Genomic DNA, 13791 nt, shown 5'->3' with positions numbered 1-13791 from the left:
CCGTCGGGGCAAGGCACGCGTCAAGCAGCGGCAGGGCGCCGGGTGCGCTTGCCTGCGGCGGCCCATCACGTCAGCCGCCGTAAAGCACCTTTGCCCGGTCCTCGAAGGCGCGCACGATGCGCAACATCGCCTCGTTGAACACGACGCCGATCACCTTTTGCAAGATCGCGTTGCGGAATTCGAAATCGACAAAGAATTCCACCTCGCAGCCGCCCTCGGGGCGGTCGCGAAAGGCCCAGGTGGATTTCATGTGCCTGAACGGGCCGTCCAGATATTCCGTGTCCACCGTCATCGCGCCCGGATCCAGCACCACGCGGCTGCCAAAGCGTTCGCGGAACACCTTGAAGCTGATGATCAGATCGGCCTCCATCCTCTCGCGGCCACCCTCCAGCGGGGTGCGGCTGCGGATGCGGGCCGCGGCATTCCAGGGCAGGAATTCGGGATACCGCGCGACATCGGCCACCAGATCATACATCTGGCGGGCGGTATAGGGCAGGCGGCGGGTCTCGTGATGGGTGGGCATCGGCCTCGGGTCTGTTGCGGAAGGCTGCGCCCTGCCCTATGGGGGAAAGAAGGCACGGAAATCAAGGGGCGGCCATGTCGCAAAAGCCTTATGTGATCGACCAGATGATCTCGGCCAAGGCCATTGCGGCCAGGGTCGAGGAACTGGCGCGCGAGATCACCGCGCATTTCCACGATACCGACAAGCTGGTCGTGGTCGGCCTGCTGCGCGGATCCTTCGTGTTCATCGCCGATCTGGTGCGCGAGATCGACCTGCCCGTCGAGGTCGATTTCCTCGAGGCATCCAGCTATGGCAATGCCATGGAATCCAGCCGCGAGGTGCGGATCCTCAAAGACCTGCGCGGCGAGATCGCGGGCCGCGACGTGCTGGTCGTCGAGGATATCGTCGACACCGGCTTTACGCTGCATCATGTCAAGAACCTGCTGCTCTCGCGCGAGCCGCGGCGGCTGGAGATCTGCGCCCTGCTGGACAAGCCCAGCCGGCGCGAGGTGAACATGAAGGCCACCTGGACCGGGTTCGAGATCCCCGACGAATTCGTCGTGGGCTATGGAATCGACTTTGCACAGCGCAACCGCAACCTGCCCTACATCGGCAAGGTGCGCTTCCTGCCGTCCTGACGCATGTGGCCGGTCTGGTTCCTGCGCATGGCCCGCTGGGTGCGCCGGCCGCCATCGGTGCGGCAGGTGGTGCTGGTGGTCGTGGTGATCGCCCTGTGCCTGGCCATCGCCGGGTTCGAATGGCTGTTCGGCTGGCCCGAGGCGCTGACCCCGAATTCGGGCGGCGTGCCGCGTATCCGACCATAGGCCGGGCCGGGTCAGGACGCTGGACAGACCTTGCGGTTCGGGGCACAGTTCAAGGGGCGTGATCCAGGCCGCGCCGCGGCGCCTTGGGAGGACAGCAGCTTGACCCGCCTGCGCTATTTCCTGATCGGAGCCCTTCTTGTCGGCGGTGCCGCCTTCTGGGTGCTGACGCGTCCGAACCAGATCGACCCCGACCTGTTCGCCGGGCTGGACCCGTCTGTGGACCATGGCCAGCAGGTGTTCACGGCGGCCGGCTGTGCCTCGTGCCACATGGCGCCAGGGGCCGAGGGCGAGGGCAAACTGGTGCTGTCGGGGGGCCAGCGGTTCGAAACCCCGTTCGGCACCTTCCTTGCGCCGAATATATCGCCCGATCCGGTCGCAGGCATTGGCGGCTGGTCGGTGACGGCGCTGGCCGATGCGGTGATGCGGGGCGTCTCGCCCGAAGGGCAGCATTACTACCCCGCCTTCCCTTGGGACAGCTATCGCGGGATGGCGCCGCAGGACATGGTCGATCTTCATGCCTATCTGGCCACCCTGCCCCTGTCGCCCGTCGCCAGCCAGCCGCACGAGCTGCCCCTGCCGCTGAAATTCCGGCGCGGCATCGGGCTGTGGAAGCTGGCCTTTGGCCGCAGTGGCTGGGTGGTGCCGGATGACGGGCTGACCGAGGCCGAGATGCGTGGCCGCTATCTGGCCGAGGTGCTGGGCCATTGCGGCGAATGCCATACGCCGCGCAACGCGCTGACCGGCGCACCGGACCGGGCGCGCTGGCTGGGCGGCGGGCCGGATGCCAGCGGCAAGGGGCGGGTGCCCAACATCACCCCCGGCGGGCTGGACTGGTCCGAAGCCGAGATCGTCGAATACCTGACCAGCGGCTTTACCCCCGATTTCGACAGCGCAGGCGGACATATGGCGCTGGTGGTCGGCAATTTCTCGCAATTGCCCGAGGAAGATCGTGCCGCCGTTGCCGCCTATCTCAAGAAGGTGCCTGCCGTGCGCTGACTGGCGCAACCTGAAGATGTGACCGAATGCGCGGATCGCGCTGGCACCCCACCGCCCCTTGTGCAAGGTTGGACCCTGTGGGCGCGCCCCGCCCGCAGCCACATGTCCAGGATCCCAGTTCAAGGAGAGTGCCATGAAGATCACCCGCGCCGGCAGCAGGTCTTCGCGTCCAGGACCGGAGGAATATTTCACCGGCACGGTGCGGATCGACCCGTTGTTTCAGGCCGAGGATCCGGGCCGCGCTGCCGGGGCGCATGTCACCTTTGAACCCGGCGCGCGCACAGCCTGGCACACCCATCCGGCCGGGCAGACGCTGATCGTGACCTTCGGGCGCGGCTTTGTTCAGCGCGAAGGCGGGCCCGTCAAGGAAATCGCCCAAGGCGACGTGATCTGGTTTCCCGCAGGCGAAAAGCACTGGCACGGCGCCGCGCCCGACACCGCCATGAGCCATATCGCCATTCACGAAGCCATCGACGGCGTCACCGTCGACTGGATGGAAAAGGTGACCGACCGCGAATATGCCGGCTGACAGGGGGGCGGGGGCGTGACCTGCCCCCCGCCAGGATCAGGCCGGGCGGAACCAGTCGGGCCGTCCGGTCGTCCAGGTTTCCCCCCACAGCTGCGATCCGCCTGCGACATTCACCGTCTCGCCCGTGACAAAGCTGCCCGAGGGGCCACCGATCCAGATCACCGATTCGGCGATTTCCCAGGTGGTCCCGGCGCGCATCATCGGATTGGACCGCGCATAGGTCGCCCGCGCCTCGGGGGAATAGACCCGCCAGCCCGGGGTCTCGATCGCCCCCGGCGCGATGCAGTTGACGCGGATGCCCAGCGGTGCCCATTCCACCGCGACCGCGCGCGACAGCCCGATCACCCCCGATCGCGCCGCGATGGTATGGGCGACCCCATAAAGCCCGTGGTCCACCACCACCACGATGTTGACGATGCTGCCGGGCCGGGCCGCATCGCGCCAGTGCCGGGCGGCGGCCTGCATCATGTGCCAGGTGCCGTTGAGGTTGTTGTCGATGACCGCGTTCCAGCCCTTGAGCGAGAAGTCGATGGCCGCCTGCGGAAACTGACCGCCAGCCGAATTGACCAGCAGATCGATGCCTCCCGCCTCGGCCACCGGGCCGGTGAACAGGTCGGCCACCGTCTCGGGCTTGCGGATATCGACGACATGGCCCTGCACGCGCAGCCCTGCCGCTGTCATGGCGGCCACCGCGCCATCCAGCTTGGCGCGGTCGCGCCCCGTGATGATCACCTCGGCCCCGCAGCGGCCCGCAAGCCAGGCCACCGCCCGGCCAATGCCGCCTGCCCCGCCCGACACCAGCAGCCGCTTGCCTGCCAGCGCATCGCTTGCAAACACCGTCGGTTGACCGGCCAGCGCCACATCGTCCAGCCCCAGCGCCATCGGGTCGTCAGTCACGCCCCATCCCCCGCAGCAATTCGCCCGCGATGATCATCTTGCGCACCTCGGTCGTGCCTGCGCCGATCTCCAGCAGCTTGGTGGACCGGAACAGCCGGTTGATTTCTGACTCCCAGATATAGCCGGCCCCGCCATGCACCTGCACCGCCAGATCCAGCACCCGGTGCAGCTGATCGGCCACGAACATCACCGCCGAGGCGGTCAGCATGTGGATATAGCCGCGACCGCCGCCGCCCTGTTCCATGGGGCCCGCCTCGGCCAGCACGCGATAGGTATAGGCCCGCATCGCCTCGACGGCCGTATACATCTCGGCCAGGTGCGATTGCACCATCTGGAAGGTGCCGATCGGCTTGCCGAACTGCTTGCGGGTCTTGGCAAATTCGACCGACAGATCCAGCGCGCGTTCGGCAACCCCAAGGCACAGCGGCGTGATCATGGCGCGTTCCAGATCAAGCCCGCTCATCACCACGGCCACGCCGCGGTTTTCCCCGCCGACCAGATTTTCGGCCGGAACGCGGCAATCCTCGAACACCAATTCGCCCGTCGGGCTGCCACGATAGCCCATCTTCACCAGCTTTTGCGCAACCCGGAACCCCGGCATGCCCTTTTCGACGATGAAGGCGGAAATGCCATGCGCGCCGGCTTCCTTGTCGGTCTTGGCATAGACCAGCAGCACATCGGCCACCGGGCCGTTGGTGATATACAGCTTCTGGCCGTTCAGCACATAGTGATCGCCGTCACGCCGCGCCGTGGTGCGCATGGATCCCAGCGCATCCGACCCCGCCCCCGGCTCGGTCAGCCCCAGCGCGCCGACCAGCTTGCCCGAACATAGCCCCGGCAGATACTTGCGCCGCTGTGCCTCGGTTCCGTTGCGATAGATGTTGTTGGCGCACAGGTTGTCATGCGCGACCCAGGAAAGCGCCAGCGCATGGTTCCAGCGCCCCATCGCCTGCAAGGTCAGCCCCGAGGACAGCAGATCCATGTTGGTGCCGCCGAATTCCTCGGGAATGGTCGCGCCGAACATGCCCATCTCGCCGATGCGGGGAAAGATGTGGTCGGGCCACCATTCCTCGGCGTCCATGCGGGGGGCCAGCGGGTAAAGCTCGGCCTTGGAAAAGCGGTCCACCTGATCCAGCAGCTGCTGCTGATCGGGCGTCAGGCCGAACGGGTTCTGATCATTCTGGGTCATGCAAGGTTTCCTCCCCCTGGCGGTGAGTATCGTTATTGAGATTGGCTCATCTGTAACACCGCGCATTCCGGCCGGTCAATCGCCGCAACTGCAGCGAGACCCCGCGTCATTTGCCAAATCCATTGTGCTTATGCAGCAAAACAAGGGGTGCCCGCCGGGGCGGTTGACAGGTTACTGAATGTTACTCATTTATAGGGGCAGGATGAGGCCGACTCATTCCGAGGGAGGACTTGCCATGAATCCGGTGGAAACCGTCCGCGACGGCGCGGTGCTGACGATCCGCATCAACCGCCCCGAGCTGCGCAATGCGCTGAACGAGGCCGTGGCGCTGGGGATCGAGGCGGCGCTGGATGCGGCCGAGGCGGACCCCGGCATCCGGGCCGTCGTGCTGACCGGCGCCGGGGACAAGGCCTTCTGCGCGGGCGGCGATCTGCGCCCGGCGGCAGATGGCACGCCCTTTACCATCGACGTGGCCGACCCCCGCCATTACGTCGCGCGCCTGCTGCGGCGGATGGAGGCCTGCCGCCTGCCGCTGATCGCGCGGGTCAATGGCCATGCGCTGGCGGGCGGCATGGGCCTAGTCTGCGCCTGCGATCTGGCGGTGATGGTGGACAGTGCGATGATCGGCGTGACCGAGGTGCGGGTGGGCCTGTTCCCCGCCATGATCCTGCCGTTCCTTTTGCGCGTCGTCCCGCCCCGCCGCATGATGGAGCTGTGCATCACAGGCGAGCCTGTGACCGGGGCCGAAGCCGCCGCCGAGCGCTGGGTGAACTATGCCGTCCCGGCCGATCAGCTGGATGACAAGATGGCCTGGCTGCTGGGCCGCATCACCGACAAGTCTCCCACCGGCATCCGGCTTGGCAAGCAGGGCCTGCGCAAGGTGCGGGAAATGACGACCGATGCGGCGCTGGAATATGCCCAGTTCATGCTGGCCAACATGGCCCGCACCGAGGATGCGCGCGAAGGGTTCAAGGCCTTTGCCGAAAAGCGCAAACCCGAGTGGACGGGGCGCTGATCATGGACCGTATCGTTCGTATCGGCTGCGGGGCGGGGTTCTGGGGCGATACGCCCGAAGGGCCGGCACAGCTCGTCCGCTCGGGCGGGATCGACTATCTGGTCATGGATTACCTGGCCGAGATCACCATGTCGATCCTGGCCCGGATGAAGGCACGCGATCCGGCCGCAGGCTATGCCACCGATTTCGTCTCGCTGGTGATGCGCCCGCTGGCGGCCGAGATCGCGGCCGGGAAAATCCGCGTCGTCACCAATGCCGGCGGTGTCAATCCCGCCGCCTGCCGCGATGCGCTGGTGGCGCTGTTTGCAGAACTGGGCGTGCCGCTGAAGGTCGCGCTGGTCGAGGGCGATGACCTGTCCCCGCAGATCGAGGAGATGCGCCCCGGCATCACCGAGATGTTCAGCGGTGCCCCCCTGCCGGGCAAGCTGGCCAGCGTGAATGCCTATCTCGGCGCCTTTCCCATCGCGCAGGCGCTGGCGCGCGGGGCCGATGTGGTGGTCACGGGGCGCTGCGTCGACTCGGCGCTGGTGCTAGGGCCGCTGATCCACGAATTCGGCTGGGGCCCGCAGGATTATGACCAGCTGTCGGGCGGCTCGCTGGCCGGTCACGTCATCGAATGCGGCACGCAATGCACGGGCGGCGTGTTCACCGACTGGCGGCAGGTGCCGGGCTGGGACGACATGGGCTTTCCCATCGCGCTCTGCGCCGCCGATGGCAGCTTTGAAATCGTCAAGCCCGAAGGCACCGGCGGGCTGATCACGCCCGCAAGCATTGCCGAACAGGTGGTCTACGAGGTGGGCGACCCCGGCGCCTATGTCCTTCCCGATGTCACCTGCGACTGGCGCGATCTGCGCATCACGGCGACGGGGGAAAACCGCGTGCGCGTGTCTGGTGCGCGGGGGCGGGCGCCAACGGGCAGCCTGAAGGTTTCCGCCACGTTCAGCGATGGCTGGCGCAGTTCCATCACCATGATGATCGCCGGCCGCGATGCGGTGGCCAAGGCCGAGGCAGTGGGCGCCGCGATCCTTGCCCGCGCGGCCCGCCTGATCGCAGCTGCGGGCCTGCCGGGGCTTCGTGAAACCTCGGTCGAGGTGCTGGGCGCGGAATCGGCCTATGGCGCGCAATCGCAGGCCCGCGGGGCGCGTGAGGTCGTGCTGAAGATCGCCGTGCGCAGCCCGTCGAAAGATGCGCTGGAGATTTTCGGGCGCGAGATTTTCCCCGCCGCCACCGCGATGGTGCAAAGCCTGACCGGCTTTGCCGGGGGGCGCCCGAAACCGCAGCCCGTGGTGCGGCTGTTCAGCTTTCTGGCCGACAAGGCCCGCATCACCCCGATGATCGAGGATGACGCGGGCCGCATTGCCGTGCCCTTTGTGCTGGCGCGGGATGCCGCGCCTTATTCCCCCGATCCGGTGGACAGTGCCCCGATCACCGGGCCACGGGTGCCGCTGATCGCGCTGGCGCATGGCCGCTCGGGCGACAAGGGCGACATTGCCAATATCGGCATCATCGCCCGCGATCCGGCCTTTCTGCCCGCCATTCTGGCCGCCGTCACACCGCAGGCGGTCGCGGACTGGTTCGCCCATCATGCGCCCGCGCGGGTCGAACGCTTTGGCTGGCCGGGCCTGCCGGGGATCAACCTGATGCTGCACAGCGCGCTGGGGGGGGGCGGCGTTGCCTCGTTGCGCCACGACCCGCAGGGCAAGGCGCTGGCGCAGGTGCTGCTGGACATGCCGGTTCCCGTTCCCGCCGCCTGGCTGGCCCCCGATGGCCCGCTGGAACCCTGGGCAAAGGAGGCCCGCGCATGACCGCCAGGATCACCAAGGTGCTGATCGCCAACCGGGGCGAGATTGCCGCCCGGATCATCCGCACGCTGGACAGGCTGGGCATCGCCTCGGTCGCTGTCCATCACGCGGCCGAAGCGCGCGCCGCCCATGTCCGCATGGCCGGTCAGGCGGTGGAGCTGCGCGGCGACACGCCGGTCGCCGCCCATCTGGATGGCGCCCAGATCATCGCCGCCGCGCGGGCGACGGGGGCCGATGCCATCCATCCCGGCTATGGCTTCCTGTCGGAAAATGCCCGCTTTGCCAAGGCGGTGGAAGATGCGGGGCTGATCTTCATCGGTCCTTCGGCCGAGGTGATCGAGCTGATGGGCGACAAGATTTCCGCCCGCACCTTTGCCGAACGGCACGGGGTGCCGGTGGCCCCTTCTGTCATGCCGACCGACGATCTGGAGGCCTTTGCGCGCGACGCCGAAAGGATCGGCTTTCCGCTGCTGATCAAGGCCGCCGCCGGGGGCGGTGGCAAGGGCATGTCCATCGTCCATTCGGCCAGCGAGATGCGCGAGGCTGCCCGCATCGCCTCGGGCGAGGCGCTGCGCTATTTCGGCGACGGCCGCGTCTATGCCGAGCTGTTCGTCGAAAACCCCCGCCACATCGAGGTGCAGGTTCTGGGCGATGGCGCGGGGGCTGCGATCCACCTGTGGGAACGCGAATGTTCCGTCCAGCGCCGGTTCCAGAAGATCATCGAGGAAGCCCCAGCCGCCAACCTGCCCCCTGCCCTGCGGGATGAAATCTGCGGCTCGGCCGTGCGGCTGGCGGCGGCGGCGCAGTATCGCAATGCCGGGACGGTGGAATATATCCTGGGCGCCGACGGGCGGTTCTTCTTTCTGGAAATGAACACGCGGCTGCAGGTCGAACATCCCGTCACCGAGGAAATCACCGGCCTTGATCTTGTGGAAACACAGCTGGCCATTGCCGAAGGGCGCGGCCTGCCGATGCCGCAGGCCGAGGTGCCGCTGCATGGCAATGCCATCGAATGCCGGATCTGCGCCGAAGATCCCGAAAACAACTTCCTGCCCGAAACCGGGACCATCCGCCGGCTGGACGTGCCACAGGCCGATTGGCTGCGGTTTGAAAACGCGCTGGACCCCGGCCAGAAGGTCACATCGGATTTCGACCCGATGCTGGCCAAGCTGGTGGTGCATGGCGATAGCCGCGCTCAGGCGGTGGACCGGTCCATCGCCGCGCTGAAGGATCTGGCGCTGCTGGGGGTGGGCACGAACATCGACTATCTGGCGCGGGTGCTGGACCATCCGGCCTTTCGCGCGGGCGATCTGTCCACCGCATTCGTCGCCCGGCACGCCGCCGATCTGGCACCGCCCGCGCCCGACCCGGCCACGTTGGACCGGGTGCTGATCGCCGCAGCTCTGGCCGATCACCATTTCGCGCAGCTGATCGACAATGTGCCCGAGCCCTACGCCAGCATGGGACAGTGGAGGAACTGATGGCGGTGAAATTCACCCTTGGCGAGACCCAGCACGAGATTGCGGTGATCGCCCGCAACCCGCTGACCCTGTCGGTCGACGGGCGTATCCATGTCATCGACCGCACCGCCCCCCGCCCGGTTCTGGCCGGCGATGACAGCGAAACCATGGTGCGCCACATGGGCCGCACCTTCCGCCTGCGCCGCATCGACCCGCGCGCCGAGGCTGCCGGCCAGGGCGCTGCCGAAGACGAGCTGCGCGCCCCCATGCCGGGCGCCGTCGTGTCTGTCCATGCGGCGCCCGGCGATGCGGTGACCGCCGGTCAGACGCTGGTGACCATCGAAAGCATGAAGCTGCAAACCGCGCTGAAAGCGCCGCGCGACGGGGTGGTGGCGGACATCGCCTTTGCCGAAGGTGCCACCTTTGACAAGGACGCCGTGATCGCGCGGCTGGAGACGCTGTCCAAGGGGGACGCGGCATGAGAAAGATCGTCTCGCGCATCAACACCGCCTCGGCCGAGTTCCGGCACTATGCCGCGCACAACCGCGCGCTGGTCGCCGAATTCCGCGCAAGGCAAGAGGCCGCCCGCCACGCCCGCCCGGCCCGCGATCTGGAAAGGCTGGCCAGACAGGGCAAGATGCGCCCGCGCGAGCGGATCGAAAAGCTGATCGACCCTGGCACGCCGTTCCTCGAACTGTCCTCGCTGGCGGCCAACATGGACTATGACGGCGAAAGCCCCTCGGCCAGCGGCATCGTCGGCATCGGCGTGGTTTCCGGGCGCGAGGTGATCATCCGCGCCGACGATCCCACGGTCAAGGGCGGCGCCTGGTATCCGCTGACCATCAAGAAATTTGTCCGCGCGCTGGACATTGCCATCGAAAACCGCTTGCCCATGGTCCACCTGTGCGACAGCGCGGGCGGCAATCTGACGCTGCAATCGGATCTGTTCCCAGACAAGCACATGGCCGGGCGCATGTTCCGCAACCAGGCGATCCTGTCCAAGATGGGGGTCAAGCAGCTGTCGCTGGTCTTTGGCCATTGCACGGCGGGCGGCGCCTATATTCCGGCGCTGTCGGACTATTCGGTGATCGTTCAGGGCACCGGCGCGGTGTTCTTGGGCGGCCCGCCGCTGGTCAAGGCAGCCACCGGCGAGATCGTCAGCACCGAAGACCTGGGCGGCGCGCGGATGCATACCTCGGTATCCGGCACCTGCGACTATCCGGCCGCGACCGAGGACGAGGCCATCCTGATCGGCCGCGAGATCGTCGCGCAATGGGAACATCCGCAGAAATGGGCCATCCAGCGCGAGATGCCCGAGCCCCCGGCCTATGACCCCGAAGAGCTTTACGGCATCATCCCAGACAACATCAAAACCCAGTTCGACATGCGCGAGGTCATCGCCCGCATCGTCGATGGCAGCCGGTTTCACGAATACCAGCCGGATTACGGCACCACCCTGATCTGCGGCTTTGCCAATATCTGGGGCTACAAGGTGGGGATCCTTGGCAACAACGGGGTGCTGTTCAACGATTCCAGCCTGAAGGGCGCGCATTTCATCGAACTGTGCAACCAGAACAACACCCCGCTGGTCTTCTTGCAGAACATCACCGGCTACATGATCGGCCAGGACTATGAGCGGCGCGGCATCACCAAGGACGGCGCCAAGATGATCATGGCGCAAAGCTGCTCGCACGTTCCCAAGTTCACCGTGATGGTAAACGGCAGCTTTGGCGCGGGCAATTATGGCATGTGCGGCCGGGCCTTTGACGCGCGGCTGCTGTTCGCCTGGCCGAACCACCAGATCGGCGTCATGGGCGGCGATCAGGCCGCCAACACCCTGATGGAGGTCAAGGCCAACCAGATGAAGCGCGCAGGCACCTTTGACCAGGCGGAACTGGACCAGCTGTGGGAAACCACCCGCGCGGCCTATCAGGAACAGCTGTCGGCCTATTATTCCACCTCGCAGATCTGGGACGACGGGATGATCGACCCGGTGGACACGCGAAATGCGCTTGGCATTTCCATTTCGGCCGCCTTGAATGCACCGCCGGGCCCGCAAGGCTATGGCGTGTTCCGGTTCTAGGGAGGGATCACCATGGCATGGGACGATGTGCGGCTGGAGATGGCGGACGGTATCGCCCGCATCACCGTGACGCGGCCTGACAAGCTGAACGCGATGCGCGACCAGACGGCGGACGAGCTGCTGGCCGCCCTGCGCGCGGCGGAAACCGGCGGCGCACGGACCGTCCTGCTGACCGGCGAGGGGCGGGCCTTTGGCGCGGGCTATGACCTTGCCACCCTTGACCCGGCAGCGGTGCCCGATCTGGCCCGCGTGCTGGACCTTCATTTCAACCCGCTTGTGCGGGCGATGCGCAGCTCCCCCCTGCCGATCGTGGCGGCGGTGAACGGCGCCTGTGCCGGGGCCTCGGTGGGCCTTGCGCTGGCGGCGGATATCGTCATCGCGGCGCGGTCGGCCTTTTTCTACGAACCCTTCGTCGGCATCGCGCTGGTGCCGGACGCGGGCAACACGCTGTTCCTGCCCCGGATCGCCGGGCGCATCCGCGCCTCGGCCGCGATGCTGCTGGGCGACCGGATCACGGCGGATCAGGCCGAACGCTGGGGCCTTGTATGGAAGGTGGTCGACCCCGAGGCGCTGTTGTCCGAAGCTGGCGCCATCTGCGCCCGGCTTGCCGAACGCGCGCCCTCGGCGGTGTCGATGACCAAGCGGTTGATCGCCCAGGCATCGGACCCCGACCTTGCCCCGATGCTCGATCTTGAACGCGACCTGCAAGGCGAGGCTGGACGCAGCCCGGCCATGCGCGCCGCGGTCGATGCCTTCTTCGCGGCACGCGGGGCCAAGGGCTGATGGACCCGGCGCTTGCCCCCACCCGCTTCATCGACAGCGATCACCCTGACATTCGCGCCTTTGCCGATGCCCATGCCGGCACCGGCAGCCCGCGCGACAAGGCGGTCGCGCTGGCGGCAGCGGTGCGCGATGCCGTGCCCTATGATCTTTATGCCTTCCGGCTGGAACCGGAGACGCTGATCGCCTCGAACGTGCTGGCCGCGCCCTCCGCCTTTTGCGTGCCCAAGGCGGTGCTGCTGGCTGCCGTCGCCCGCGCCGCCGGTATTCCTGCGCGCGTCGGGTTCGCCGATGTGCGAAACCACCTGACCTCGCCCCGATTCAGCGCGATGATGGACGATCCCGACTTCCGCTGGCACGCCTATACCGCCCTGAACATTGATGGCCAGTGGCTCAAGGCCACCCCGGCCTTTGACCGCGCGATGTGCGAGAAACAGGGCGTTGCGGTGCTGACCTTTGATGGCCGCACGGATTCGATCTTCCAGCCCTTCGATGCCACTGGACGCAAGGCGATGGACTACATCGCCTTTCACGGCGAATTCGACGATCTGCCCTTTGATCTGTTCACCTCCGAGATGCGCCGCATCTACCCGCGCCTGCTGGTCGGCGTGGCCGAGGTGCGCGCGGCCCGCGCAGCAAGGCAGCATCGACGCCTGGGCGACTGATCCAGCATCATCTTGCCCAAAATACCCTCGGGGGTTTCCAAAGGGGGCAGACGGCCCCCTTTGGCGGGGGGCGTCATTGGGTCTGGACCCAATGACGACGGGGGGCTGGCCCCCCGCTTGCCGCTCGGCTCCAGCCGCTCAACCCCGGCCGCTCAACCCTTGTCCATCACCCGCAGCCTGGCGATCAGGCTCGAGGTATCCCACCGCCCCCCGCCCATACGCTGGACGTCCTTGTAATATTGGTCGATCAAGGCCGTGCCCGGCAGGCTGGCGCCGATCTGGTCGGCCGTATCAAGGCAGATCCCCAGGTCCTTGCGCATCCAGTCGACCGCGAACCCGAAATCGAAGCGGTTTTCCAGCATGGTCTTGTGGCGGTTCACCATCTGCCAGCTGCCGGCCGCGCCGCCCTGGATCACCTCGACCACCGCAGCGCCGTCAAGGCCAGCCTTTTCGGCGAAATGCAGCGCCTCGGCCAGTCCCTGCACCAGCCCGGCGATGCAGATCTGGTTGACCATCTTGGCCAACTGCCCCGCGCCGCTGTCACCGATGCGCTTCACGGTGCGGCCATAGGCGGTCATCACCGGCTCGGCCGCATCATACTGCGCCTGATCGCCGCCGCACATGATGGACAGAACGCCATTCTCGGCCCCTGCCTGCCCACCCGAGACCGGCGCATCGACAAAGCCAAGGCCCGCGGCCGCTGCCGCCTCGGCCATCTCGCGCGTGACCTGCGCCGATACCGTGGTATGATCGACAAAGATCGCCCCCGCCGCCATGCCCGCAAAGGCGCCGTCCGGCCCGGTGCAGACCTGCCGCAGATCGTCGTCATTGCCGACGCAGGCCATCACGAAATCGGCACCCGCCGCGGCCTCGCGCGCGCTCGGTGCGGCCTTGCCACCATGGCGGGCGACCCACGCCTCGGCCTTGGACCCCGTGCGATTCCACACCGTGACCTCATGCCCCTTGGCAGCCAGATGCCCGGCCATGGGAAAGCCCATCACCCCCAGCCCCAGAAACGCGACCCGTGCCATGCCTTCCCCCTGCCTGTG

The 13791-nt window shown here is 67.1% G+C and carries 15 protein-coding genes; 11 read left to right on the top strand and 4 right to left on the bottom strand.

Features of this window, described 5'->3' with window-relative positions; genetic code table 11:
• Window positions 1-70 precede the first annotated feature (70 nt).
• Window positions 71-523 (bottom strand): type II toxin-antitoxin system RatA family toxin, encoded by a 453-nt coding sequence (locus G481_RS0101985; RefSeq protein ID WP_028028513.1) that lies wholly within the window; start codon window positions 521-523, stop codon window positions 71-73.
• 74 nt (window positions 524-597) lie between these two features.
• Here G481_RS0101985 and hpt point away from each other — a divergent pair, with 74 nt between their 5' ends.
• From hpt to G481_RS0101965, 4 genes are all read left to right on the top strand, one after another.
• Window positions 598-1140 carry a hypoxanthine phosphoribosyltransferase gene (hpt, locus tag G481_RS0101980; RefSeq protein WP_028028512.1) on the top strand — a complete coding sequence of 181 codons (543 nt, stop codon included), beginning with the start codon at window positions 598-600 and terminating at the stop codon, window positions 1138-1140.
• A gap of 27 nt (window positions 1141-1167) precedes the next feature.
• A complete protein-coding gene (locus G481_RS0101975) occupies window positions 1168-1326 on the top strand; it encodes a hypothetical protein (protein WP_245594908.1) in 159 nt (52 codons plus the stop codon).
• A 99-nt stretch (window positions 1327-1425) separates the two neighbouring features.
• Complete coding sequence (locus tag G481_RS0101970; RefSeq protein WP_051294270.1) at window positions 1426-2322, top strand: c-type cytochrome; 897 nt, start codon at window positions 1426-1428, stop codon at window positions 2320-2322.
• 133 nt (window positions 2323-2455) lie between these two features.
• On the top strand, window positions 2456-2851 hold the full coding sequence (locus G481_RS0101965; RefSeq protein WP_028028509.1) for a (R)-mandelonitrile lyase: 396 nt from the start codon (window positions 2456-2458) through the stop codon (window positions 2849-2851).
• Window positions 2852-2887: 36 nt separating this feature from the next.
• On the opposite strand, the gene G481_RS0101960 is transcribed toward G481_RS0101965, so the two are convergent.
• Window positions 2888-3748, bottom strand: a complete 861-nt coding sequence (locus G481_RS0101960) for an SDR family NAD(P)-dependent oxidoreductase (RefSeq protein ID WP_245594907.1) — start codon at window positions 3746-3748, stop codon at window positions 2888-2890.
• Entirely contained in the window at window positions 3741-4937 is a 1197-nt protein-coding gene (locus G481_RS0101955) for an acyl-CoA dehydrogenase family protein (protein WP_028028507.1), read from the bottom strand. The genes G481_RS0101960 and G481_RS0101955 overlap by 8 nt, the downstream gene beginning before the upstream one ends.
• 235 nt (window positions 4938-5172) lie before the next feature.
• Between G481_RS0101955 and G481_RS0101950 the strand changes: the two genes are divergently transcribed.
• Genes G481_RS0101950 through G481_RS0101920 form a run of 7 tightly spaced genes read left to right on the top strand, consistent with a single transcriptional unit; the run spans window position 5173 to window position 12742 of the window.
• Window positions 5173-5952 (top strand): enoyl-CoA hydratase-related protein, encoded by a 780-nt coding sequence (locus G481_RS0101950; RefSeq protein WP_051294239.1) that lies wholly within the window; start codon window positions 5173-5175, stop codon window positions 5950-5952.
• A gap of 2 nt (window positions 5953-5954) precedes the next feature.
• Window positions 5955-7757, top strand: coding sequence for an acyclic terpene utilization AtuA family protein (locus G481_RS22590; RefSeq protein WP_035024913.1), 1803 nt, complete (start codon window positions 5955-5957; stop codon window positions 7755-7757).
• Entirely contained in the window at window positions 7754-9235 is a 1482-nt protein-coding gene (locus tag G481_RS0101940; protein WP_028028505.1) for an acetyl-CoA carboxylase biotin carboxylase subunit, read from the top strand. Before G481_RS22590 ends, G481_RS0101940 begins: the two co-directional genes overlap by 4 nt.
• Window positions 9235-9696, top strand: a complete 462-nt coding sequence (locus G481_RS24960; protein WP_051294238.1) for an acyl-CoA carboxylase biotin carboxyl carrier protein subunit — start codon at window positions 9235-9237, stop codon at window positions 9694-9696. Before G481_RS0101940 ends, G481_RS24960 begins: the two co-directional genes overlap by 1 nt.
• Window positions 9693-11297, top strand: a complete 1605-nt coding sequence (locus G481_RS0101930; RefSeq protein ID WP_028028504.1) for an acyl-CoA carboxylase subunit beta — start codon at window positions 9693-9695, stop codon at window positions 11295-11297. The genes G481_RS24960 and G481_RS0101930 overlap by 4 nt, the downstream gene beginning before the upstream one ends.
• 12 nt (window positions 11298-11309) lie before the next feature.
• Window positions 11310-12080: an enoyl-CoA hydratase-related protein gene (locus G481_RS0101925; protein ID WP_028028503.1), complete on the top strand. Its 771-nt coding sequence runs from the start codon at window positions 11310-11312 to the stop codon at window positions 12078-12080.
• Window positions 12080-12742, top strand: coding sequence for a transglutaminase domain-containing protein (locus G481_RS0101920; protein ID WP_028028502.1), 663 nt, complete (start codon window positions 12080-12082; stop codon window positions 12740-12742). Before G481_RS0101925 ends, G481_RS0101920 begins: the two co-directional genes overlap by 1 nt.
• 152 nt (window positions 12743-12894) lie before the next feature.
• Here G481_RS0101920 and G481_RS0101915 read toward each other — a convergent pair whose 3' ends face one another.
• Entirely contained in the window at window positions 12895-13773 is an 879-nt protein-coding gene (locus tag G481_RS0101915; protein ID WP_028028501.1) for an NAD(P)-dependent oxidoreductase, read from the bottom strand.
• Between the last annotated feature and the right edge of the window lie 18 nt (window positions 13774-13791).

Source organism: Gemmobacter nectariphilus DSM 15620 (genome assembly GCF_000429765.1).
GTDB lineage: Bacteria > Pseudomonadota > Alphaproteobacteria > Rhodobacterales > Rhodobacteraceae > Wagnerdoeblera > Wagnerdoeblera nectariphila.
This window is presented reverse-complemented; position numbering and strand designations above follow the sequence as displayed.

Coding starts and splice junctions, on each gene's coding strand:
- G481_RS0101955 (WP_028028507.1), bottom strand. CDS start 4,937: ATGACCCAGAATGATCAGAACCCGTTCGGCCTGACGCCCGATCAGCAG.
- G481_RS0101920 (WP_028028502.1), top strand. CDS start 12,080: ATGGACCCGGCGCTTGCCCCCACCCGCTTCATCGACAGCGATCACCCT.
- G481_RS0101950 (WP_051294239.1), top strand. CDS start 5,173: ATGAATCCGGTGGAAACCGTCCGCGACGGCGCGGTGCTGACGATCCGC.
- G481_RS0101930 (WP_028028504.1), top strand. CDS start 9,693: ATGAGAAAGATCGTCTCGCGCATCAACACCGCCTCGGCCGAGTTCCGG.
- G481_RS0101940 (WP_028028505.1), top strand. CDS start 7,754: ATGACCGCCAGGATCACCAAGGTGCTGATCGCCAACCGGGGCGAGATT.
- G481_RS0101915 (WP_028028501.1), bottom strand. CDS start 13,773: ATGGCACGGGTCGCGTTTCTGGGGCTGGGGGTGATGGGCTTTCCCATG.
- G481_RS0101985 (WP_028028513.1), bottom strand. CDS start 523: ATGCCCACCCATCACGAGACCCGCCGCCTGCCCTATACCGCCCGCCAG.
- G481_RS0101975 (WP_245594908.1), top strand. CDS start 1,168: ATGGCCCGCTGGGTGCGCCGGCCGCCATCGGTGCGGCAGGTGGTGCTG.
- G481_RS0101965 (WP_028028509.1), top strand. CDS start 2,456: ATGAAGATCACCCGCGCCGGCAGCAGGTCTTCGCGTCCAGGACCGGAG.
- hpt (WP_028028512.1), top strand. CDS start 598: ATGTCGCAAAAGCCTTATGTGATCGACCAGATGATCTCGGCCAAGGCC.
- G481_RS22590 (WP_035024913.1), top strand. CDS start 5,955: ATGGACCGTATCGTTCGTATCGGCTGCGGGGCGGGGTTCTGGGGCGAT.
- G481_RS0101925 (WP_028028503.1), top strand. CDS start 11,310: ATGGCATGGGACGATGTGCGGCTGGAGATGGCGGACGGTATCGCCCGC.
- G481_RS24960 (WP_051294238.1), top strand. CDS start 9,235: ATGGCGGTGAAATTCACCCTTGGCGAGACCCAGCACGAGATTGCGGTG.